Annotated in this window: 23 protein-coding genes; 20 read left to right on the plus strand and 3 right to left on the minus strand. The window is 51.6% G+C overall.

Annotated features, from left to right (window positions below; all coding sequences use genetic code 11):
- Positions 1–90: 90 nt before the first annotated feature.
- The 16 genes from VOI14_RS02220 to VOI14_RS02295 all read left to right on the plus strand — a co-directional run bounded on the left by VOI14_RS02220 (position 91) and on the right by VOI14_RS02295 (position 11,690).
- A complete protein-coding gene (locus VOI14_RS02220) occupies positions 91–1,089 on the plus strand; it encodes a 2-hydroxyacid dehydrogenase (protein ID WP_323750400.1) in 999 nt (332 codons plus the stop codon).
- A 105-nt stretch (positions 1,090–1,194) separates the two neighbouring features.
- Positions 1,195–1,593 carry an ACT domain-containing protein gene (locus VOI14_RS02225; protein WP_323750401.1) on the plus strand — a complete coding sequence of 133 codons (399 nt, stop codon included), beginning with the start codon at positions 1,195–1,197 and terminating at the stop codon, positions 1,591–1,593.
- A gap of 104 nt (positions 1,594–1,697) precedes the next feature.
- On the plus strand, positions 1,698–2,114 hold the full coding sequence (locus tag VOI14_RS02230; protein ID WP_323750402.1) for a VOC family protein: 417 nt from the start codon (positions 1,698–1,700) through the stop codon (positions 2,112–2,114).
- A gap of 126 nt (positions 2,115–2,240) precedes the next feature.
- On the plus strand, positions 2,241–2,447 hold the full coding sequence (locus VOI14_RS02235) for a ParD-like family protein (protein ID WP_323750403.1): 207 nt from the start codon (positions 2,241–2,243) through the stop codon (positions 2,445–2,447).
- A complete protein-coding gene (gene map, locus VOI14_RS02240; RefSeq protein ID WP_323750404.1) occupies positions 2,440–3,213 on the plus strand; it encodes a type I methionyl aminopeptidase in 774 nt (257 codons plus the stop codon). The genes VOI14_RS02235 and map overlap by 8 nt, the downstream gene beginning before the upstream one ends.
- 102 nt (positions 3,214–3,315) lie before the next feature.
- Positions 3,316–3,648: a YnfA family protein gene (locus VOI14_RS02245; protein ID WP_323750405.1), complete on the plus strand. Its 333-nt coding sequence runs from the start codon at positions 3,316–3,318 to the stop codon at positions 3,646–3,648.
- 83 nt (positions 3,649–3,731) lie between these two features.
- On the plus strand, positions 3,732–3,917 hold the full coding sequence (locus VOI14_RS02250; protein ID WP_323750406.1) for a hypothetical protein: 186 nt from the start codon (positions 3,732–3,734) through the stop codon (positions 3,915–3,917).
- A 235-nt stretch (positions 3,918–4,152) separates the two neighbouring features.
- Positions 4,153–4,470: a hypothetical protein gene (locus VOI14_RS02255; protein WP_323750407.1), complete on the plus strand. Its 318-nt coding sequence runs from the start codon at positions 4,153–4,155 to the stop codon at positions 4,468–4,470.
- 135 nt (positions 4,471–4,605) lie between these two features.
- Positions 4,606–5,067 carry an isoprenylcysteine carboxylmethyltransferase family protein gene (locus VOI14_RS02260; protein WP_323750408.1) on the plus strand — a complete coding sequence of 154 codons (462 nt, stop codon included), beginning with the start codon at positions 4,606–4,608 and terminating at the stop codon, positions 5,065–5,067.
- Positions 5,068–5,169: 102 nt separating this feature from the next.
- Positions 5,170–5,661, plus strand: coding sequence for a DUF3592 domain-containing protein (locus VOI14_RS02265; RefSeq protein WP_323750409.1), 492 nt, complete (start codon positions 5,170–5,172; stop codon positions 5,659–5,661).
- A 607-nt stretch (positions 5,662–6,268) separates the two neighbouring features.
- The gene (locus VOI14_RS02270) at positions 6,269–7,330 is read left to right on the plus strand and encodes an alpha/beta fold hydrolase (RefSeq protein WP_323750410.1); all 1,062 of its coding nucleotides are present in this window, start codon (positions 6,269–6,271) and stop codon (positions 7,328–7,330) included.
- A 186-nt stretch (positions 7,331–7,516) separates the two neighbouring features.
- Positions 7,517–8,116, plus strand: coding sequence for a hypothetical protein (locus VOI14_RS02275; RefSeq protein ID WP_323750411.1), 600 nt, complete (start codon positions 7,517–7,519; stop codon positions 8,114–8,116).
- 186 nt (positions 8,117–8,302) lie between these two features.
- Entirely contained in the window at positions 8,303–9,715 is a 1,413-nt protein-coding gene (locus VOI14_RS02280) for an ethanolamine ammonia-lyase subunit EutB (protein WP_323750412.1), read from the plus strand.
- Positions 9,712–10,557 carry an ethanolamine ammonia-lyase subunit EutC gene (gene eutC / locus VOI14_RS02285; RefSeq protein ID WP_323750413.1) on the plus strand — a complete coding sequence of 282 codons (846 nt, stop codon included), beginning with the start codon at positions 9,712–9,714 and terminating at the stop codon, positions 10,555–10,557. Before VOI14_RS02280 ends, eutC begins: the two co-directional genes overlap by 4 nt.
- Positions 10,558–10,749: 192 nt before the next feature.
- Positions 10,750–11,253 carry a hypothetical protein gene (locus VOI14_RS02290; protein WP_323750414.1) on the plus strand — a complete coding sequence of 168 codons (504 nt, stop codon included), beginning with the start codon at positions 10,750–10,752 and terminating at the stop codon, positions 11,251–11,253.
- Positions 11,254–11,288: 35 nt separating this feature from the next.
- A complete protein-coding gene (locus tag VOI14_RS02295; protein ID WP_323750415.1) occupies positions 11,289–11,690 on the plus strand; it encodes a hypothetical protein in 402 nt (133 codons plus the stop codon).
- A gap of 454 nt (positions 11,691–12,144) precedes the next feature.
- On the opposite strand, the gene VOI14_RS02300 is transcribed toward VOI14_RS02295, so the two are convergent.
- Complete coding sequence (locus VOI14_RS02300; RefSeq protein WP_323750416.1) at positions 12,145–12,687, minus strand: carboxymuconolactone decarboxylase family protein; 543 nt, start codon at positions 12,685–12,687, stop codon at positions 12,145–12,147.
- Positions 12,688–12,799: 112 nt separating this feature from the next.
- On the opposite strand from VOI14_RS02300, the gene VOI14_RS02305 reads away from it, so the two are divergent.
- Together VOI14_RS02305 and VOI14_RS02310 are read left to right on the plus strand one after the other, a co-directional pair.
- Positions 12,800–13,387 (plus strand): TetR/AcrR family transcriptional regulator, encoded by a 588-nt coding sequence (locus VOI14_RS02305; RefSeq protein ID WP_323750417.1) that lies wholly within the window; start codon positions 12,800–12,802, stop codon positions 13,385–13,387.
- Between the two features lie 57 nt (positions 13,388–13,444).
- Positions 13,445–14,323 (plus strand): DMT family transporter, encoded by an 879-nt coding sequence (locus tag VOI14_RS02310; protein WP_323750418.1) that lies wholly within the window; start codon positions 13,445–13,447, stop codon positions 14,321–14,323.
- A gap of 70 nt (positions 14,324–14,393) precedes the next feature.
- Here the strand turns inward: VOI14_RS02310 and VOI14_RS02315 are convergent, their stop codons facing one another.
- Positions 14,394–16,391, minus strand: a complete 1,998-nt coding sequence (locus tag VOI14_RS02315; RefSeq protein WP_323750419.1) for a bifunctional diguanylate cyclase/phosphodiesterase — start codon at positions 16,389–16,391, stop codon at positions 14,394–14,396.
- 186 nt (positions 16,392–16,577) lie between these two features.
- Between VOI14_RS02315 and VOI14_RS02320 the strand changes: the two genes are divergently transcribed.
- Both VOI14_RS02320 and VOI14_RS02325 read left to right on the plus strand, forming a co-directional pair.
- Positions 16,578–17,237, plus strand: coding sequence for a glutathione S-transferase (locus tag VOI14_RS02320; protein WP_323750420.1), 660 nt, complete (start codon positions 16,578–16,580; stop codon positions 17,235–17,237).
- A complete protein-coding gene (locus VOI14_RS02325; RefSeq protein ID WP_323750421.1) occupies positions 17,234–18,271 on the plus strand; it encodes a nitronate monooxygenase in 1,038 nt (345 codons plus the stop codon). Before VOI14_RS02320 ends, VOI14_RS02325 begins: the two co-directional genes overlap by 4 nt.
- A gap of 81 nt (positions 18,272–18,352) precedes the next feature.
- Here VOI14_RS02325 and VOI14_RS02330 read toward each other — a convergent pair whose 3' ends face one another.
- The gene (locus tag VOI14_RS02330) at positions 18,353–19,837 is read right to left on the minus strand and encodes a ShlB/FhaC/HecB family hemolysin secretion/activation protein (RefSeq protein ID WP_323750422.1); all 1,485 of its coding nucleotides are present in this window, start codon (positions 19,835–19,837) and stop codon (positions 18,353–18,355) included.
- Positions 19,838–19,935 lie beyond the last annotated feature (98 nt).

Here is a 19,935-nt window from a genome sequence, read left to right on the forward strand (position 1 = left end):
ACTGTAAAGGAAGGGCAGGCGCCCGGATCAGCTTCGCTCCTGAGGCCGGTCGCTCTGCCTGCCGGCTTTGGCAGAAAGAGGTAAACAGTCATGAAGGTGGCGGTGTTCAGTACCAAACCGTACGACGAAAAGTTTCTTACACTGGCCAACACGGGTGCGTGCCCACACGAACTGGTGTTTTTCGAACCCCGCCTAAGCGAAGCCACCGCCGCCCTCGCCAACGGTTTTGACGTCGTGTGCGCGTTTGTGAACGACGATGTGAGTGCCGGTGTACTGAGCCAATTGGCGGCCGGTGGCACCCGTGTGGTGGCGTTGCGCTGTGCGGGCTTCAACAACGTGGACCTGCAAGCCGCACAAACGTTGGGGATCGACGTGGTGCGCGTACCCGCCTACTCGCCCTACGCCGTTGCTGAACACACCGCGGCCCTGATTCTAACGCTCAACCGCCAGATTCACCGTGCCTACCACCGTATTCGGGACGGCAATTTCTCGCTGGATGGATTGCTCGGCTTCGATTTGCGTGGCCGAACCGTTGGCGTTATCGGCACCGGCCGGATCGGCCTGGAAGTGGTGAGGATCATGCGCGGCTTTGATTGCCGGGTGCTGTGCAACGACTCGTCACCTAACCCAACGGCTCGGCAGCTAGGGGCCGAGTATGTCGATCTGGATACACTGATCCGCACCGCTGATATTGTCACCCTGCATTGCCCGTTAACGCCCGAAACCCATCATCTGATTGACGCCGACGCGGTGGCCAAAATGAAAGCGGGTGTCATGCTGATCAACACCAGCCGGGGCGCCCTTCTGGACACCAGTGCCATCATCCAAAGCCTGAAGTCGGGCCATATTGGTTATCTTGGGCTGGATGTGTACGAGGAGGAGGACGATCTGTTTTTCGAAGACCTGTCTAACCAGGTAATACAGGACGACGTGTTCGCCCGATTGCTGACCTTCCCCAACGTAGTGATTACCGGCCACCAAGCGTTCTTTACCCGAAACGCCATGGAAAACATCGCTCTGACGACACTGGGCAATATCACCGAGCTGGAACAAACGGGGAAGTGCGCCAATACGCTGGGTGCTCAGTAAGTCTGAGGGCGTGGTGTGGATATGAGAAAATAGCATCATCAAGAACACACTCTTTGGCAATATCGCGGAACGCGGTCTAGTTGCTGTTAGCGAGCGAGACAAACCATGACTGGCGAGAAAAACTTAGACAAGCTACTTAAATCCATGTCTCCAGAACTAATGAATGGGGAATATGTATTTTGCACATTCCAGAATGCCCGATACGGAGACTATTCAGATTTGGAGCCAATCGCATCCTTCATAGAATCTGAGGGGCTTACATTAGTTATTCCGAAATCTAAGGCTGATGAGAAAAACGTTGATTACGACTCTGTGTTTAAAGGCATTACATTGAGTGTTCACTCAAGCCTTGATGCTGTGGGGCTAACAGCCGCATTCTCAAATAAACTTGCCGAGCATGGGATTAGTGCAAACGTAATTGCAGGTTATTACCACGATCACATTTTTATTCAGAGCGAGTTTGCAGCGAGGGCTTTAGAAGCGCTTGATGAATTTGCTTGCTAATAAGCGTATGCAGACGGACCTGAGGGCGCTCCACTGGACGCCCTTTTCTCCGCTTCGCTGCCAAAAGGTCGCCGCTGAAAAAAAGCGTTCTGCGGGGAGCAACCATGAAACCACGAATTAGCATGATCACTTTAGGCGTAAGTGACCTGTCACGTTCTGTATTGTTTTATGAGCAGGGTCTCGGGCTTCCGCGAATGGATTCTCCACCCAAAGTGGCGTTCTTTACGTTGAATGGTACTTGGCTAGGATTATACGGTCGCGAAGCGCTGGCTGAAGATGCGTTAGTCTCTGGGGGATCAAGCGGATTCGCGGGGTTCAGCCTAGCTCACAATGTAGGTTCTGAGCACGAGGTTGATCAAGTTATGGCCCAGGCTGAATCAGCAGGTGCCGTTGTGACCAAACCAGCCCAGAAAACGGATTGGGGTGGATATGCAGGGTACTTTTCTGATCCAGACGGTTATCTCTGGGAAATAGCACACAATCCGCTGTTTTGGGTTGGGCCCTCAGATGAACCTGCATAACAAACCGCATCAGTACGCGGCCGAGGGTCGCCGCTTGATTCAGCGTTAAATTCTTCATTGATCACATTGCCAGTAGGCCATCAACGATATACGATTTGTATATACATCGTATATCGAGGCTTAAATATGGGAATTGTTAAGATTGACGACGAACTACACGGGGAGATTCGCAAGGCGAGCTCAGTTATGGTTCGCTCCATCAATGCTCAGGCTGAGTATTGGATAAAGGTTGGTATGCTCGCCGAGGCGAACCCCAGCATGTCTTTTTCTGACATCATGCGCGACCAAATGAAAATGGCCGATGTTGATGTAAGGAAGGCTGTCGGTGGCTAGCGTAAAACTGAAAAACGCTGAAGAATTGAGTGTAATGCGGGAGTCTGGTCGGCTTCTGGCGACTGTTTTTGAGTACCTTGACGGCTTTATCGAGATTGGGGTCTCAACGATGGAGATCAATGATTTGGTGGAGAGCTATATCACCGATCAGCTGCATGCTCGTCCTGCAAGTAAAGGTCAGTATGGATACGAATATGTTTTGAATAGCTCTGTAAACCGCGTTGTTTGCCACGGGGTTCCTTCAGCCACTCAGAAGCTGAAATCCGGGGATATTATCAACGTTGATATCACGCTAGAGAAGGGTGGGTATATCGCTGACTCCAGCAAAATGTACCTGATCGGCAGCGTGACTCCGATCGCCAAGCGTTTGGTTGATAAAACCTATGAGGCGATGTGGGAAGGGATACGGCGTGTAAAGCCTGGGGCGACCCTTGGTGATATTGGTCACGCCATTCAGAGCCACGCCCAGAAACACGGCTATTCTGTTGTTCGGGAATATTGTGGGCATGGAATTGGGCGAGAAATGCATGAGGAACCTCAGGTTCTGCATTATGGTCAGGCAGGTAAAGGTCTGGCTCTGCAAGAAGGAATGGTGTTTACCATAGAGCCCATGATTAATCAGGGTAAGGCCAAGGTTAAGTTGAAGAAAGATGGATGGACCGTTGTCACCAGCGATAAGAAATTATCTGCTCAGTGGGAACATACAATCGCCGTGACCTCTGATGGTTACGAGGTGCTGACGCTCAGAGCCGAAGAGCGAATTTAACAATTGCAGGCACGGCGAGGTCTTTTTCGTTGCGGGTGTGCCTTTACTGCAAAGCCACGCGTGCTGTGGGCGTTATGTGTCACTATCAAGAGGTCAATTTCTTTGCCTGAACTGAAAACAGTCGGTCTTTTTCTCGTCACCGCGTTGGCAGAGATTGTTGGTTGTTACTTGCCCTACCTTTGGCTTCGGGAGGGCAAAACCATCTGGCTTCTAGTGCCAGGTGCGTTGAGTCTTGCAGCATTTGCGTGGTTGCTGTCGCTGCATCCTACAGCTGCTGGCAGGGTCTATGCTGCGTATGGTGGTGTGTATATTTTTATGGCTATTGTGTGGCTTTGGGCGGTCGATGGTATTCGGCCAAGCGCTTGGGATTTGGTTGGCTCAGCCGTTGCGCTGTTAGGTATGGCAATCATCATGTTTGCGCCGCGCACCACATAACCACTGTTGTAGTTCGTTCCGGGCCTCCGGCCCTGCAGCGGACGCCTATTTCGCTGCGCTACATGAGCCGGGGAATTTGAGTGATGGCTACTAAGAATGTTCAAACACTGGTAGATGACATTGCCTACCTGGGGCACGAACAACATTGGGTGGTCGAGTATGTTCGTAAGTTGGTAAAGACGATCGTTTCGCCGGTTTCAGAAAAGGGGCCCAAATTGACGATGCGTTCGGATATCTTGAAGGTGCTGGAAAAGGCCGAAGACATCTAAAGCTATACACCGTCAAAGACATTGAATCCAAACGGTTAGCTCACTATATCCCTTTAGCCTTGGAGGCTGCGAGGGCAGATTGCTACAAGACCGTTGGAAGAAACCGATCACCTGGTAAGTGCTAAGCTATGTAGGAGGGAGCTGTGTTAACACCCGAGTAAACACGGTATACCTTGATTCTTCGGACATCTCTGGCTCAATCAAAGCCTCCTTAGACAATTTATTGGAGTCCAACATGACCAGCAACTTGATCAAGAAAATGCTCGATGATTGGGAGCTACGTTCAAACCATGTCAAAGAACAGGTAAGTACCGAGGTTGTTCTCAACAAGGTGGACCTGATCAAGATAGAGGCGCTTGCCGAGACTTATGAATTGCCTGTCAGTGATTTGGTAGCCAATCTCATCCACACCGCTTTGTTGGAGGTAGAAAAACAAATGCCCTATGTGGCTGGCGATAAAGTGATTCGAGTTGAAGAGGGTGAGCCCATATACGAAGACGTTGGGCGCACGCCCGAATATATGGCGGTAAAAGCCAGATTGGAAAAAAAGTAATAAATTAGCGGCTTTTTAGGTCATGCGCCTGGCTTTACGCATGCACGTGCATACAACCAGAGGTTGTTGCCGAACGCGCCTACGCTGCGTTCCGGCACGCCGAAAAGCCGGGCGTTAGGCACCAAAGGAGTCGTTGTGGATAGATTAGAGCTAAAAATTCCACCCGTTGCTCAAGTGGTGATCATCGCAGGCTTCATGTGGATATTGGCAGTTCTGTTACCGCCTCTGGGCATCACACTATCCGCTTCGGCGCTTGTGGCCCTATTTTTGGCATCAACAGGTGTAGCTTTCGCTTTACTGGGTGTTTGGGAATTTCGCTCTGCGGGTACCACCGTTGATCCGAGAGCTCCAGATCAGTCAGCTAACCTCGTCACTAGCGGAGTCTATCGAATAAGCCGAAACCCAATGTACGTTGGGTTTATGCTCTTGTTGATCGGTTGGGGTGTTTTTCTCGGCAATATCGCGAGTTTTCTGCTGCTTCCGGTCTTCGTGATGTATATGAACCGGTTTCAAATTGCCCCGGAGGAGCGGTACATGCGTGAAAAGTTTGGGGAGGAATACCGTCATTACGAAGCAGCGGTTCGCCGGTGGGTTTGATGCCTGGCAAGGCCCGGCACGGTGATACCTTTTTGTTGCGGCTTCGCTTCCACTAAAAAACGAGCGCATGCTGGCTACGTTAGATAAAAGGTAGTAAAGCATATGATTGAGTATGTAAAAGATATGTGGCTGCTTGCTTCTGAGGGGAATAAGCAAGGAGTACTATTTTTTATTGTGGTTTATGTATTTGTCATGTGTCTGTATTCTTTCTTTCGGCAATTTTTGATCAGCCAATGGCCAATGACAAAAGGCATTTTGAAAAGTGCCTCCGTTGATAAATGGGGGGTGACGGAATTAGTTCTGTCAGATCAAGATTATAAAGTATCTTCACTATATAAATATAAGGTGGCTGATGATATCTATCACGGGCACCGAGTTTCACCTTGGATAATAATCGCATCTCACAATTCCAGGTTTTTGCTTAAGAACCAGTTAAAGAATATTCGGAAAGATAAAGACGGTACCGTAAACGTTTTTTATAACCCCAAAAAACCGGAGAAAAGCTATTTAATTAAGCCTGGTGTTTTGGGTATGGCGGTCACGTTGGATTTGGCAGTTCTGCCTTTTATCTTCTATTTAAATGCGTATTCATAGATAGCGTAAAAAATTCGTAAAATCGACGTTTATTCCGTTACTTGGCTTCCGCAATTTACTGCGACGTTTTGTGTGCAGGATCTAATCATTATTCGAGTGGTATATCGTTGGAAGGTTGAGGAAGAGAATTCCACTAACTTTCAAGAAATCTGAAGCCGCACAACGATCAAAATACACGAGACAGTGCCCGGAGCACGGGGGATCTTCATGCTTCGCAGCGCAAGCGGCTGCATGTCGAAGACCGTCTCGCATCGCTGTCAGCCTTTGAGTGTTCCTGCCCAGTTCAAAAATTATATCTACGACTTGTGCGGTTTTTTATCATTTCCGTTCACTGAAGCTGACAGAATTGCCTCAAATAAAATATACATTTCATTTATAAGCTGCTAGGTTTCCGAAACATTTCTTATCTTTCTGGCTGTTAATGTATTTCATAGTAAAGATAGGAGGATAGTGTTGTGGTTAAGGTCCTAAAAATATTTCCTACAAGGCTGTTTTTTTATTGTATTTTACATAACTAGTTTTATCGTAAGACCCATATATTTTAACCAGTTATTATTTGCCGTTTTGCTTGGCGTTAGCCAACAAAGGCAGATACGGAGAATCTGATATGCCGATTCAAATCAAGTCCAATTCACCGCTTCGATCGTTGCCGGAAGATTACTGTGGCGACGGAGCGGATCGCTGGTTCGAAATTCCCGAAGGCTTCGATAAGGGTAAAAATCTGTTCTATTCCGACTATGGTCCAGCGAATGGAAAAGCCGAAAAAACAGTCTTGTTCGTACATGGGAACCCAGAATGCTCTTACACTTTTCGGCATGCCCGGGATGCGTTGCTGGGTCAAAGCCCAGATCTGAGAATCATTTGTCCCGATCATATTGGTATGGGAATTTCGGATCAGGCTGATTTCGAGATGGTGGATATGCACCATGCGGCAAACCTTACATTGCTGATTGAGCACTTGGATTTACGCAACGTCGTTCTGGTGGTCCACGATTGGGGCGGCCCAATAGGCGTTGGGGCCTTCCTGGATCAAATGGATCGGGTTGACGCCCTCGTGGTACTGAACACCACCATCTTCCCAATGCCTTCGGATGGGATTACGTATGAAAATTGGCCATTAAAGTTAATGCCATGGAACAATTTCGGTTGGCTTATTCCGGATAGGTTATGGGGCGGAGTGGCGGCATTTGTATTGCAGGAAGCTAATCCAGGTTCGTTGGCAGCGCTTTATGGGAAGTCCCTTGTGTTTCAGGGCCGTTTTGCACTCCGAAGATTTTCGAAGGGCACTCCGGCTTATGTCTTTTCTGAGGCGTTGAGAAGTAGCGCCAACGCTCGAAGTTCAAAGCGTAATTTGCTTCAAACGCCTTATTGGGGGCATGGATACCAATACGACGATAAGACGCATGGGACGCAGGACAATCACGAGTTCTATCGCAAAATGCAGGAACAGCTTCCGAAATTCTGGGGGCCGGAGGGGCGTAATATTCCCGTGGCAGCCCACATTGGAGAATACGACCCATGCGGTAAGAAATCAGTCAGGGAACAGTGGATTGAAGCGCTGCCAAGAATAGCCGAGCACCTGCACGTTTATCCGGATATGGGGCACTTTATCGAAGAATACAAAGGACCGGAGATCGCACAGAGCATAGTGGCGATCAGTGGTTACTGACGGCCGGTTTTAACCAGTCAATTAAGCTCGACCTTGGCCTTGCGCGTTTGCTTTTTCAGGGTTTTCCATGAACTTTGTACCACTTGACCAGTCAATCGAGTTCGTTCCCGGCCTCGAGGCCGTCCAACGCACGTCCCTGTCGTGCTTTGAGCAAGTGTCCTAAATAGAAGTACAAAGGAAGCAACCATGGAATTTACGAATATACGAACGGTTCGAATCACATCGTATTTGCTGTTGGCGCTGGCAGCTACGCAGGCACTTTATACCATTCTCGCCACAGCCGAGATTAGCGTTCCACGGCAACTATTGTGGGGGATGGAGGGGTTTCTCTTCACCATTCTCACGGCGTTTGCCGGAGCCGCGATGGTGCAGGCCAAACATTATCAGTTGGGTTGGTCTGCCATTGCATTCAGTGCGGTACTCAACGTAGTGCAAGTGAGCGTTGGTGTCACTATGTTCGGGCCATTACGTGAAGCCGCCAGTCAACTCGATGCACTTGGCCCATTGGCAGGGGCCGTCGTCGCCTTGTCCTTTATGATCTATTACGCAGCAAAGCTCTTGCTAGGCCTTGCGGCACTCGTTTTCGGAATGGCGAAAATGTCCGGGGGGGCCAAGGCATTGGGAGGCTTAACGGCGCTGGTGGGCGTTGTAGCGATGTTCGCTAATGGGATGATGGTCGTGTTTGGGCGTGACGTGTTTCTATCCTCCGCTGTCGCTGGGGGATCGGGTGTCCTCGCGACCTTGCTTCTGGCGCTCTGCGTGAGGAGTCTTGCCCGCGAAGACTGATAGGTTCTCAAGAAGGGGGTGCCGCTCCTTTCGTCGCGCCTGAGAGCGCCGCGTAGTAGCATGTAGTCTTTGATGACGATGCCTTTAATGCGGCAGTCCGAGGCGCGTACCGGGATACTGAGCCAGAATGCGTCTGTCCAGACCTTGCATCGCTGTCGCAGCAAATTGCACGCATGAGGTAACAAGATGACGTGTTCCTACTCCTACCGTTACACGCTGGGCAGCCGGACCTTCGGCTTCCGCGATCTGGCCGACCTGATGGCCAAGGCTACGCCGCAGCGCTCCGGTGATCGGCTGGCGGGCGTGATTGCGCTGTCGGCCGAGGAGCGCGCGGTTGCGCAGATGGCTCTGGCCGAGGTGCCGCTGAAAACCTTTCTGAACGAAGTAATGGTGCCTTACGAAGCCGACGAAGTCACCCGTCTGATCATCGACGAGCACGACCTGGCGGCGTTTGCGCCCATATCGCATTTAACCGTCGGGGATTTTCGCAACTGGCTGCTGAGCGATCATGCGACCCCGGAGGTGCTGCACTCGATCTGTGCAGGTGTGACGCCGGAGATGGCGGCGGCGGTGAGCAAAATCATGCGTAATCAGGATCTGATTCTGGTTGCCAAGAAGTGCCATGTCACCACAGCCTTTCGCAACACCATCGGCTTGCACGGTCGTTTATCGACCCGTTTGCAGCCCAACCACCCGACCGATGACGTCAATGGCATCGCCGCCAGCATCCTTGATGGGTTGCTCTACGGTAACGGTGATGCGGTGATTGGTATCAACCCTGCTACCGATAACGTGGCGCAGGCCATCAAGTTAATGAACTTGATGGCCGAGGTGATCGAGAAATACGAGATCCCGACTCAATCCTGCGTGCTGACTCATGTGACCAACACCATTGAGTGCATCGAAGCTGGAGCGTCGGTGGATCTGGTGTTTCAGTCGATTGGTGGCACCGAGGCGACCAACAGCAGCTTCGGTTTCAACCTTGCAACGCTGGCTGAAGCGCAGCAGGCCGCGCTCAGTCTGGGCCGCGGTAGCGTTGGAAACAACGTGATGTACTTCGAAACCGGGCAGGGCAGTGCCCTGTCGGCCAACGCGCACCATGGTCTGGATCAGCAGACCTGCGAGACCCGCGCCTACGCGGTGGCGCGCAAGTTCAATCCTCTTCTGGTCAACACCGTGGTCGGTTTTATTGGCCCGGAGTATCTGTTTGACGGCAAGGAAATCATCCGCGCCGGGCTGGAAGATCACTTCTGCGCCAAGCTGCTGGGCGTGCCGATGGGGTGCGACGTTTGCTACACCAACCACGCCGAGGCCGACCAGAACGATATGGATAACCTGCTGACCCTGCTCGGGGTGGCGGGTTGCTCTTTCGTCATGGGCATTCCCGGCTCGGACGACATCATGCTCAATTATCAGACTACCTCGTTCCACGATGCCTTGTATGCGCGCCGTGCGTTGGGGCTTCGGCCATCGCCGGAGTTCGAGCAATGGCTGACCCGCATGCAGATCATGCGCGATGCCGATCGCCACATTCTGCACGACGCTCTGCCGGAACCCTTTGCCCGTTCGCTCAAGTCGCTGCCGGGAGGTCGTACATGAGTGCGTCAAACGATAAAACTACCCAGAAGCCGGGCGCAGTGGTCGAGAACCCCTGGCGCCGCCTGCGTGAATTTACCGATGCGCGCATCGGCCTTGGCCGCGCAGGTATCAGTCTACCGACCAGCGAGTTACTGGCGTTCCAGTTGTCCCATGCTCAGGCCCGTGATGCCGTGCATCTGCCACTGGATATTGGTGCCCTGTGCGCCGAGCTGGCGGCTGACCCGAAGCTCGCCGCGTTCGGTGAGCCAATTCGCCTGCACAGTCAGGCGGTTGATCGCATGACCTACCTGCAGCGCCCGGATCAGGGGAGGATGCTGGATGATGCCTCGCGTGAGCAATTGGCTGAATTGGGCTGCGAGCAGCCCAGTGATCTGGCGATTGTCATCGTTGATGGCCTGTCCTCGCGGGCGATTGCGCAGAACGCGGTGCCTTTTCTGCAGTGTCTTCAGGGTCTGCTCGCCAGCGAGTTGCCAGCGTGCTCTCTGGCACCGCTGACCATCGTCGAGCAGGGCCGTGTCGCGGTTGGTGATGACGTTGGTGCGCTGCTGAATGCGCGCGCTGTGTTGTTACTGATTGGTGAGCGCCCCGGTTTGAGTTCACCGGATAGCCTTGGTCTGTACCTGACTTGGGCGCCGCGTCCGGGGCTGACCGATGCCGCGCGAAACTGCATTTCTAACGTGCGGCCGGCGGGCCTGCCACTTGTGGAGGGGGCCAAACGGGCGCTCTATCTGCTGCGTGAGGCGCAGCGGCTTCAGCTTTCGGGGGTCAACCTCAAGGATCGTGCCGAGGAAGCGGTGATCGAGCATGGCGGTAGCGGTCGCAATTTTCTGGTTTCCGAGTGACGTCAGGAACCGCGCTGACCGGAATAAGTGCCTTCAACCCGCGTGCCTTGTTCTTTATGGCGTATTTAAAGGGTTGTTTGCCGGACCCGGCGTTAAGCTGCATGAGCAGATTTGATAGCAGATAGTACAATAGAGCGGTATGTAACACTTTTCTCAGTTTCACGGCGTGAAGCCCCTCGGGCCAGGAGAATAATGATGAAACACTCAGGCCGTCTACTGGCCATGGTTATGCTACTGGCACCTGGGTTTGTGCTGGCTTCTGATGTTTGGCTCACGATGAATAGCTATGGGCCTGTCAAAATTGGTATGACAGTCGATGAGGCGTATACAAGTTTACGCTCGCTGGGGCAGGTCCAAGAGCCGGATGTCAGTGAGGGCTGCGATTACTATTATCCCATGGCAGGGCTATCCTTCATGCTGGATAACAACAGAATTGTCCGTATCGAGACCAGCTCAAATGAGGCGGTTACGCCCTCGGGTATCAGAGTAGGTGACAGCCTTTCAAAGCTGAACAAAACGTTCGGTAACCGACTGGATGACCAGCCCCACCATTACGAAGGTCCGGAAGCCCGGACCATAAAACTGTTTTCAAAAGACCGATCGATAGCCATGCGGTTTGAAGTGTTTAAAGGCCATATTGTCGAAATATACTCTGGCTACGAGCATTCAATTCACTATGTGGAAGGCTGTGCCTAGCAATGCTTGGCAAGCCCCCAAAATCAGGTCAATACATGAACAAAATCGCTTGCCTGTTATTAGTTTTCTGCCTTCTTCAGGGGTGCGCGGGTACAAGAAACAGCTATACCAGCTTGATCGAAGAGAATAACGACGCCTCCGTGTTACGCCTGAATAAGGGCGACACCGTTGAACTTTTAGCGATTGGCAATGGGTTTCCCGGGTGGTGGGGGTATTATCCGGGGGTGATTTCATCCGAGCCGGAAATAGCCAGTGTTGACTGTGAAAATGCCAGAAGCCTACTCCCTTTTCGCGAACCCGGGGTCCTGTTTGGCGGAGAAATCTGCAATTTGACGGCCCACGAGAAGGGTAAAACCACGCTTTATTTCGGCAACCAATACGTCCTCACGGTCAATAGCTACGACGAAAAATACGAGGTGATTATTGTTGAGGAATAAAGCGAATGCTGCATTGCGGTTACCCGGTAAACAATCGGGCTTTTAATTGAGGTGCCTATGAGAACAATCACTCTGTTTATTGTGATTATGTTGCAGCCACTCACGTCAGCGGCTGCATTAGCGCCAGAATATCAAAACGAGAGAGATTTTGAGGTGTTGGTTAACTTTGCCAGAAGTCATGGGAAAGTTATGGCTACTTTGAAATCGATCGACTTTGAAAAGTTCATTGTGCACTTTGACAATGACTGCGAAGCCCTATTCGAGAGAAGAGCAACGCTAAAGCTGCCAGGATGGGCCGGGCCCGCCGCGCCGCTAGAGTTCAAGTCGTCGACATGTAGCTTGGATGAAACCGAAACGGAGTGATATTGAAGCGAGATATCCGTCGTTAAGCTCCAGTTGCCTGGCTAACGAAAAAGGCAGCTTGAGCTGCCTTTTTCACTATACAGAACTGCATTTATTTAACGTATTTTTTGAATGCCGCATCTACTGGCGTATCAGCAAGGTGATTCGTGTAGTTGCTCATTACCTTTTGAGATAAGCCTACAATAATTTCGAGTAGCTGCTGCTTTCCATAACCCGCTACAAAAAACTTCTCAATTTGCTCATCGCTGATAACACCGCGCTCACGTGTCATTGCTAACGTTGTTTCACGTAGTGTTTCTAGCTTAGGATCCGCAAGTGGTGTTTTGTTTACAAGAGCGTCAACAATATCTTGGTCGACCTTCATTGCTGCTGCAATACCGCTGTGTGCAGGAACACAGTAATGGCAATTGTGTTCTACGTTAATGGATTGCCATACCACGGTTAGCTCTTCAGCATTGAATGATGTCTTTTGAAACAAATCATGCAGTACTTGGTAACCTTTAAGCAATGTGGGTGCTTCAGCCATGACTGCATGAAGGTTAGGGATCATACCAAATCCAGCGATGGAATCCGCGAGTAACGGTTTTGCTTCTTCCGGTGCGTTTTCTTTGGTGTATAGAGTAAATTCTGTCATTAGTAGCTCCTAACAATTAACAGTTCTGAGTGACTTCGAGACGCACGATAGTTGATTTTGAGCGATCGTTCAAGTTAAAATTGAGCAATCGTTCATTTTGGTTGAAAATGGTATGGCGAATAAGGTCAAGTTTGAGCGCGAGAACGTTGTGCGCGTTGCGAGTGAGCTGTTTTGGAAAAAGGGTTTTCATGCCACATCCACGCGTGATTTACAGGAAGCGGTGAACATGCGTCCGGGTAGCATTTACTCTGCATTTGGCTCAAAAGAAGGGCTGTACAGCGAATCATTGAAAGATTACACCGTTCAAATGAAAGCCAAAATAGAAGGCTTTTTATCAGGCTCCGAGACGGTACTTGGCGGATTACGTGCATTTGTAGAAAGTGTTGTAATTAAAGAAAAGGATTGTAGCCCAAGTGCTATTTGCATGTTGGTTAAAGCGAACGGTGAATTCTCAGATAAAGACTCGAACTTACACGAGTTAGGTTTGGATTTGTCTGCTCAGTTTGAAAACTATTTGTCGACATTGTTTGAGCAAGCAATAAATAATGGTGAGTTAAATAAAAATATTACCGGGATTGAATATGCCCGTTTCTTTCAAGTTCAATTTACAGGTTTGCGCAGCTATTTTAATCGTCCTGGTGTAGAGCAATTAGCTCAGCCCATGATCAGTCAAATGTTTGTGTTAATAAAATCATTATGAAATTGGTTTATATATAACTGTTAAGTGATTTTTATGTGAAGGTTAAATGTTTATCTAATGAATAAAAATACTATAAAAATCATTGTGTGCACCACTTTCGCGCTTTTAGCCTTTGCTGGAAATTCAGTGCTTTGCCGATTAGCCTTGGGTGAAAAGTCGATTGACGCTGCAAGCTTTACGATCATACGGCTGCTATCTGGAATCTTCATTTTAATGATCGCAGTTGCAATGACGAGAAAAACGAAAAACACCCAATCTACAGGTAGTTGGCTGGGCGCAAGCATGTTGTTTGTTTACGCCGTGGCTTTTTCGTATGGATACATTTCTTTAGACACAGGAACCGGCGCGCTCATCTTGTTTGCTGCTGTTCAGATCACCATGATTGCCGTTAGTGTGGTATCAGGGAACAGGCTGCATTATGCCGAGTGGTTGGGCGTATTCATTGCGTTTTCAGGTTTTGTTTATTTGATCATACCCAGCGTCACCACTCCATCATTAATGGGCTTCATTCTTATGACGGTTTCGGGTATGGCGTGGGGGTTTTATACACTGATCGGAAGGTCTTCCACACAACCCCTTGCTGACACAGCTTATAATTTCTTACGAACCTCCCCATTTGTTCTTGTTTTACTTATTTTCACTTTACAGGACGCCAATCTATCTCAGGAGGGCGTCCTATTGGCGGTATTATCTGGCGCGATTGCTTCTGGCGTTGGGTACGCGGTTTGGTATATCGCCCTTAAAGGGCTTTCTGTAACACAGGCAGCTGTTGTTCAGTTGTTTGTTCCGATAGTTGCAGCGATAGGGGGTGTAATATTTACCAATGAATTGATTACTCTGCGCTTGGTAGAGTCATCAGCTTTAGTTCTTGGTGGTATTCTAACGGTCATCTTGGGTAGAAACTATTTTGTATCGCGGACATCAAAAACAAGATAACAAACCAAAACGCATGGAGAAGTTTTCCGGGTTGCCTGGATAGGCTGCAAACCCGCCGTGACGCAGGGCTTTAAGTAACGCTAACGGACAGTCTTTTTTCCAGCGACTCAAGATCGGGTTCGTGCCCGTAATTCTTGATCCAGGAGAAAAATTCGTCTTCTTTCATGGGACGGGCGAAGTAATAGCCCTGTATCAACTGACAACCAAAGTCTCGCAGTAGTTCGCATTGGGCTTTGGTTTCTACGCCCTCCGCGACCAGATCCACACCCATTAACAACGCGCCTTGGATAATTGCTTTGACTATCGTTGCCTGTTTTTGATCGGTGGTTATAGCGTCAACAAAGCTCTTGTCGAGTTTCAGTGTGTGGTGAGGCAGTTGGCTGATCGTGGCCAGCGAAGAATAGCCGGTGCCGAAGTCATCCAGCGCTACTTTAGCGCCAAGTTCGATCAGCTCTTTGACGGCTTTGATCACCCTTGCCGAATCTTCCATGAACACGCTTTCGGTGATTTCGATTTCCAGAGTACAGCCGCTGCCCTCCAGTTTTTTCAGAGCACGAGCCACGGTTGGAATCAGTTCGGGGTCGGTGAACTGGAGGACGGAGACATTCACCGCCATGCAAAAGCCCGAGGGCATGTCTTGCTTTAACAGCAAGCGTGTCGCCTCGTTGATGACCCACCGACCAAGCACAATGATTTCTCCCGTCGATTCTGCCAGAGGAATGAAGTCCGCCGGGCTGACAAAGCCTAGCTCCGGGTGCATCCATCGCAACAGTGCTTCCGCACTCGTGACTTGCCCTGACGCCAGTATCACCTTGGGTTGCAGGGCGAGAAACAGCTCGTCGCGCTCGGTAACCTCGACTAGTTCCCGACGAAGAATGGCTTGCCGTTTTACGTTTTCCTGCAATTTCGAATCATGCATTCGAAAGGAATTGCCTGGGGTTTTTGCGGCTTCGCGCATTGAAAGCAGAGCGTTTTCGATCACGTGGGCGCTGTCGTCGAGGTGCGAGTGCCAGCCGGCAACCCCGAGGGAACAAGTAAATGTCAGTGGCTGGTTTTGCCAGCAGAATGGTGATTTGAAGAGTTTAAACAGCTGGCTGACGGTCTCCTCGATCTCCAGACCAGACTCCATTCCTTCATACAGAATCAGGAAGCAGTCCGAATCACCTCGGGCCGCCAGTTGTCGAAGCGCCTCGGGATGGTTTAGCTGACCAGCCAGATCTTGCAGAATGAAATCCGCTGCGTGCCGTCCAAACGAAGGGGTCACGTCGGAAAATCGGTCAATACTCAGGGCGATGATGTAGAAGGGGGTTGCGGGCGCTACATAGTTTTGCTGCAGGTAGTGTTCAAACCAGCGGCGGTTACCCAGTCCTGTTTGCGGATCGGTGTCCCTTTCACGCCGGAGTTCGCGTTCAATGCTGGCGATGTTGACCCGCGCTTTGATCAGCTCGTTTTGTTCATTGATCGCGCGGCGTCTGGCTTGTGAAAGGCGATGGCCACTTAACAGGCAGAGTAGGGCGCCGGTGCCGAAGGTGGCAAGAAGCCAGAACTGTGAAGCAATAGGCTGGCTGAATTGTTTGATGAGCAGAACGGTAAGCGTAGGGACGGCGATGGCCAGCACACTCAAGAGCGCCGAAGGGTAGTCGTTGCTGTATGCAGACACGGGCATGGCTAGGACGGAGAACAGCAGTAGGGCCAAGGCGAGGGTTTGCCACGGGTCCAGTTGCCAGATCAGCAGGGGCCCTAGCGCCGCCCAGCCACCAGCAATTAGGAAGGCCATCACGCGATTACGCGGTGCCCAGCGTTTGGTGGCTTCGTAAGACAGCTCTGGCCCGGCCTCACGGAGTAGCCTCCATTGGAGTGTGTAGAGGCAAAACATAACGCCGAGCCAAATGACCAAGAATAAATGAAGATGGTTGGCGGCGGTTTTCTCCCAGAAAACCAGCAATACCAGAACCGCAGCGCTTGTCCCCAAGTACTCATAGCCGCGGAGCTCTGTGTACAATTGTTGGGTGAGCTCGGGTTGCTGGCGTTGGATAGCCCAACTTGGAAGCAGTCCCTTTATGACCATGTATCTGCTGCTCATTCCGTTGTTAACGTTTGGTTTTGTACTGAGTATAGGAAACTGGGGCGTTATCGCTGTTTTTTGCGACGAGATCAAGATCGGTTACCTTGATCTGAAAAAACGCTGCTCTCTATAATGAGCGCCCAACTTAATTTAGCTAGGTAGCGCATTATTACCACATCACAGAATCGCTTGTACTCTTTCCGTCGCTGTCCCTACGCCATGCGCGCCCGGCTCGGTATTGTGTTTGCTGGGTTAGCGGTCGAGTTGCGGGAGATCGTGCTGAAAAACAAGCCGGCGCAGATGCTGGCTATCAGCCCCAAAGGCACGGTGCCCGTTCTGGAGCTGGTTGAGGGTGGTGGCGCCAAAAGGCGTGTGATCGAGGAAAGCCGGGATATTCTCGAATGGGCACTGGAGCAAAACGACCCGCTCGGTTTGCTAAACACCGATTTGGTTCGTGCGAATGCTTTGATTGAACGTAACGATCACGAATTCAAGCACTGGCTGGATCGTTATAAATACGCGGATCGCCATCCCGAACAAAGCCAACTGGAGTATCGGCAACAGGGCGAAGCCTTTTTGCAGGAGCTGGAGATGTTGTTAACCCGCAACACCTATTTGCTGGGCCCCCGCGTTAGCATTGCCGATATTGGCGTCATGCCTTTTGTACGCCAGTTCGCCCATGTTGATCGTGAGGTGTTCTACAGCTTGCCCTATCCGAATCTCCAGCAGTGGCTGAGGGATTGGCTGGAACACCCGGTGTTTCAGCAGATCATGGTCAAATATCAACCGTGGCAGGAAGGCGATGACATCGTGGTCTTTCCGCAACCAACTGAAAGAGGCGCTCTATGAACATTCAGGAACTTCTAGGTATAGAGCTTCCCATCATCCAGGCGCCAATGGCGGGCGTGCAGGGTAGCGAACTTGCAATCGCGGTATCTGAGGCCGGTGGCTTGGGGTCACTCCCGTGCGGCATGCTCAGTCTGGATGCCATGCGCAAGGAATTGGCAGCGATCAAGGCGCAGACAAGCCGGCCCTTCAACGTTAATTTCTTCTGTCATACGCAACCCGAGCCGGATGCGGAACAGGATGCGGCATGGAAAGCCGCCCTGTTGCCCTATTATCAGGAATTGTGCATCGACGAAAACGCCGTTACCGGTGGGGCTGGGCGTTTGCCGTTTGGTGCGGAAGCCGCTGACGTGTTGGCGGAATTCGAACCCGCCGTGGTCAGTTTTCACTACGGCCTGCCTGCGCAGGATTTGCTGGACCGCGTGCGCGGCTGGGGCGCGAAAATCCTCTCTACGGCGACCACGGTGGAGGAGGCGCGCTGGCTCGAAGCGAACGGAGTAGATGCGATTATCGCGCAAGGTTTGGAAGCCGGAGGGCATCGCGGGATTTTCCTGTCTGAGGATCTCAACACCCAGCTAGGGACCTTTGCGTTGCTGCCACAGATTGTTCAGGCGGTGAAGGTACCGGTTATTGCGGCCGGAGGCATCGCCGATGCCAAAGCGGTGGCTGCGGCTATGGCCTTGGGTGCTGCTGGCGTGCAAGCGGGCACGGCTTACCTGTTGTGCCCGGAAGCGAATACGAGTGCCGTTCACCGGGCGACGATCAAGAGCGATTCAGCGGCGGTGACCGCGCTGACCAATGTGTTCTCCGGGCGGCCGGCTCGGGGCATTGTGAACCGCGTTATGAAAGAGCTTGGGCCTATAAGCCCGGTTGCGCCGGCGTTTCCGCTGGCCTCGGCTGCATTGGCTCCTCTGCGAGCTAAAGCGGAACAAAAAAATTGTGGTGATTTCTCGCCGCTATGGGCGGGCCAGAATGTCAGTGGGTGCAAGGAAATTTCAGCCGCTAATCTAACTCAGGAGTTGGCAACGGGCGTATAGAGCGCATCGTTGCGCCAATGCGACTCCAAGCTTTGCACGACGCCCTCTTCACAAGCAGCGCCTTGCGTACGCCGTAATTGTTTAAAAGTAGGTGGTGAGGCGTCCCGTCATGCGAAGGTCGTTGTCTTTGTATGTCGAGGCGGCAGTCAGCGGCTGGCCTATTTCGATATAGGCGGATACCTTGCGGTTCAGAAAGCGAAGCCCGGCGCCCGTGGCGGCACCGGATTCGCGATCACCGCTTTGGTTTTGGTAGGCACGGGCTACGCCATAGTAGACGTATGGCACCCAGCGCGTGCCAGGTGTCCACCGTTCACTGCTGAAGCCGCGTCGTAATTCCAGCTTGGAGCCCAGCCCGGAGTCACCGCTGAATTCTCCGGGCTCATAGGCCAGTGCGATGTTACTGCCACCGATAGAGAACCGTTGAGAGTAGGGCAGGTTATCGCTGGAATATTGGCCGGACAGGTCAAGTTTCAGGGAGAATTCAGCAGGCAATTCCTGCCAAAGCGTGTAGAAAGCTTGGAGAATCTGGAAGTTGAGATCCAGCGCGTCGTTCGTTTGGGAACCACTGCGCCTTGCGCCGAAGTTATCCACACCCACTCGGCCCGATACGCCGAATCTCGATAATCGGTTCTTATTTTTTGCATAGGCAAGTGTGCCTAAACTGGCCATACGCAGTTGCTCGTCCACTTCGGTATCGGTTCTGTATTCGCGAGTGTAATCCCGCAGTATCAGGCTGCTGTCGAGGCTCAGTGTGAAGGTGGTGGAGTCCAACAGCCGATGACGCCACAAAAGCTGGGACCAGATTCGCTTGTACACCCTATCAGGCTGGGTTGGTTGGTTTTGCGGAACGGCCCGTGAACTGCTGACGTCGGCATAAACGGTATCCGTGTCGGTCGGGTTATAAGACAAGCCCGCGCCGAGGTTGCGGTACCCACTGGATTCAAGGGTGTGAAGGCCGAACAGGTAAATCTCACTAATCCCAGCTCCTAAACCTGTGACACGGACGTTTCCGGCGACCATGTGCTTCCCTAGGGTTTGACTGCCCTCGGCGCTGTAGGTGAGTTCGCCATGAACTTGTGGCTTCAGGATGTAGGCGATTCGGTGGTGGCCCGGTGACGTTTCTTCAATGGCCGTTTTAAGCCCTACACCGATCGCTTGCTCGAGCGCTCGGGTAAACCGGTTAATGTCGTGGTGCGAAATTGGAGCTCGTTCCCGCAAGGGTGCCAGGCGTGTACGGACCTGCCCCCGTTGATCAAGCGTGCCACCGCTTAGTTGAACGTCGACTATTTTCGGTTCCGTGACACTGACGACGAGGATGTGAGCGCTATCGGGGTGTGAATCGATCACCACGGCAGGGGGGAGGAATCCTTGATCGAGGTAGTGGTCGCGCACGCGAGTGTGCAGCCGCGATCGTTGCTGTGAATCGGTCGGCTGGCCCAGGCTGTCGGAGTAGACCGAGAGTAATTGAGGTGGGCTAAAGGTGGTGACACCTTTGAAAATAACCGCACCTAAAATTGGCGCCTCTGCCGAAGCGTGAGATACGGGCAGGAAGAGCGCCAAGATCAAGATGAGAACGTGTCTGACCTTTTGTCGCAATTGTTACGCGTCCATAAATTTTACAGCCAATGAGTTTGGGTCTTTAATGTATTTTACTGAATGATAGT

The sequence above is a fragment of the Marinobacter sp. genome (assembly GCF_034669625.1).
GTDB lineage: Bacteria > Pseudomonadota > Gammaproteobacteria > Pseudomonadales > Oleiphilaceae > Marinobacter.

Bases quoted from the DNA above. Each gene is read 5' to 3' on its own strand.
- VOI14_RS02220 (WP_323750400.1), top strand. From the start codon at position 91: ATGAAGGTGGCGGTGTTCAGTACCAAACCGTACGACGAAAAGTTTCTT.
- VOI14_RS02225 (WP_323750401.1), top strand. From the start codon at position 1,195: ATGACTGGCGAGAAAAACTTAGACAAGCTACTTAAATCCATGTCTCCA.
- VOI14_RS02230 (WP_323750402.1), top strand. From the start codon at position 1,698: ATGAAACCACGAATTAGCATGATCACTTTAGGCGTAAGTGACCTGTCA.
- VOI14_RS02235 (WP_323750403.1), top strand. From the start codon at position 2,241: ATGGGAATTGTTAAGATTGACGACGAACTACACGGGGAGATTCGCAAG.
- VOI14_RS02250 (WP_323750406.1), top strand. From the start codon at position 3,732: ATGGCTACTAAGAATGTTCAAACACTGGTAGATGACATTGCCTACCTG.
- VOI14_RS02255 (WP_323750407.1), top strand. From the start codon at position 4,153: ATGACCAGCAACTTGATCAAGAAAATGCTCGATGATTGGGAGCTACGT.
- VOI14_RS02265 (WP_323750409.1), top strand. From the start codon at position 5,170: ATGATTGAGTATGTAAAAGATATGTGGCTGCTTGCTTCTGAGGGGAAT.
- VOI14_RS02270 (WP_323750410.1), top strand. From the start codon at position 6,269: ATGCCGATTCAAATCAAGTCCAATTCACCGCTTCGATCGTTGCCGGAA.
- VOI14_RS02275 (WP_323750411.1), top strand. From the start codon at position 7,517: ATGGAATTTACGAATATACGAACGGTTCGAATCACATCGTATTTGCTG.
- VOI14_RS02280 (WP_323750412.1), top strand. From the start codon at position 8,303: ATGACGTGTTCCTACTCCTACCGTTACACGCTGGGCAGCCGGACCTTC.
- eutC (WP_323750413.1), top strand. From the start codon at position 9,712: ATGAGTGCGTCAAACGATAAAACTACCCAGAAGCCGGGCGCAGTGGTC.
- VOI14_RS02290 (WP_323750414.1), top strand. From the start codon at position 10,750: ATGATGAAACACTCAGGCCGTCTACTGGCCATGGTTATGCTACTGGCA.
- VOI14_RS02295 (WP_323750415.1), top strand. From the start codon at position 11,289: ATGAACAAAATCGCTTGCCTGTTATTAGTTTTCTGCCTTCTTCAGGGG.
- VOI14_RS02300 (WP_323750416.1), bottom strand. From the start codon at position 12,687: ATGACAGAATTTACTCTATACACCAAAGAAAACGCACCGGAAGAAGCA.
- VOI14_RS02305 (WP_323750417.1), top strand. From the start codon at position 12,800: ATGGCGAATAAGGTCAAGTTTGAGCGCGAGAACGTTGTGCGCGTTGCG.
- VOI14_RS02310 (WP_323750418.1), top strand. From the start codon at position 13,445: ATGAATAAAAATACTATAAAAATCATTGTGTGCACCACTTTCGCGCTT.
- VOI14_RS02315 (WP_323750419.1), bottom strand. From the start codon at position 16,391: ATGGTCATAAAGGGACTGCTTCCAAGTTGGGCTATCCAACGCCAGCAA.
- VOI14_RS02325 (WP_323750421.1), top strand. From the start codon at position 17,234: ATGAACATTCAGGAACTTCTAGGTATAGAGCTTCCCATCATCCAGGCG.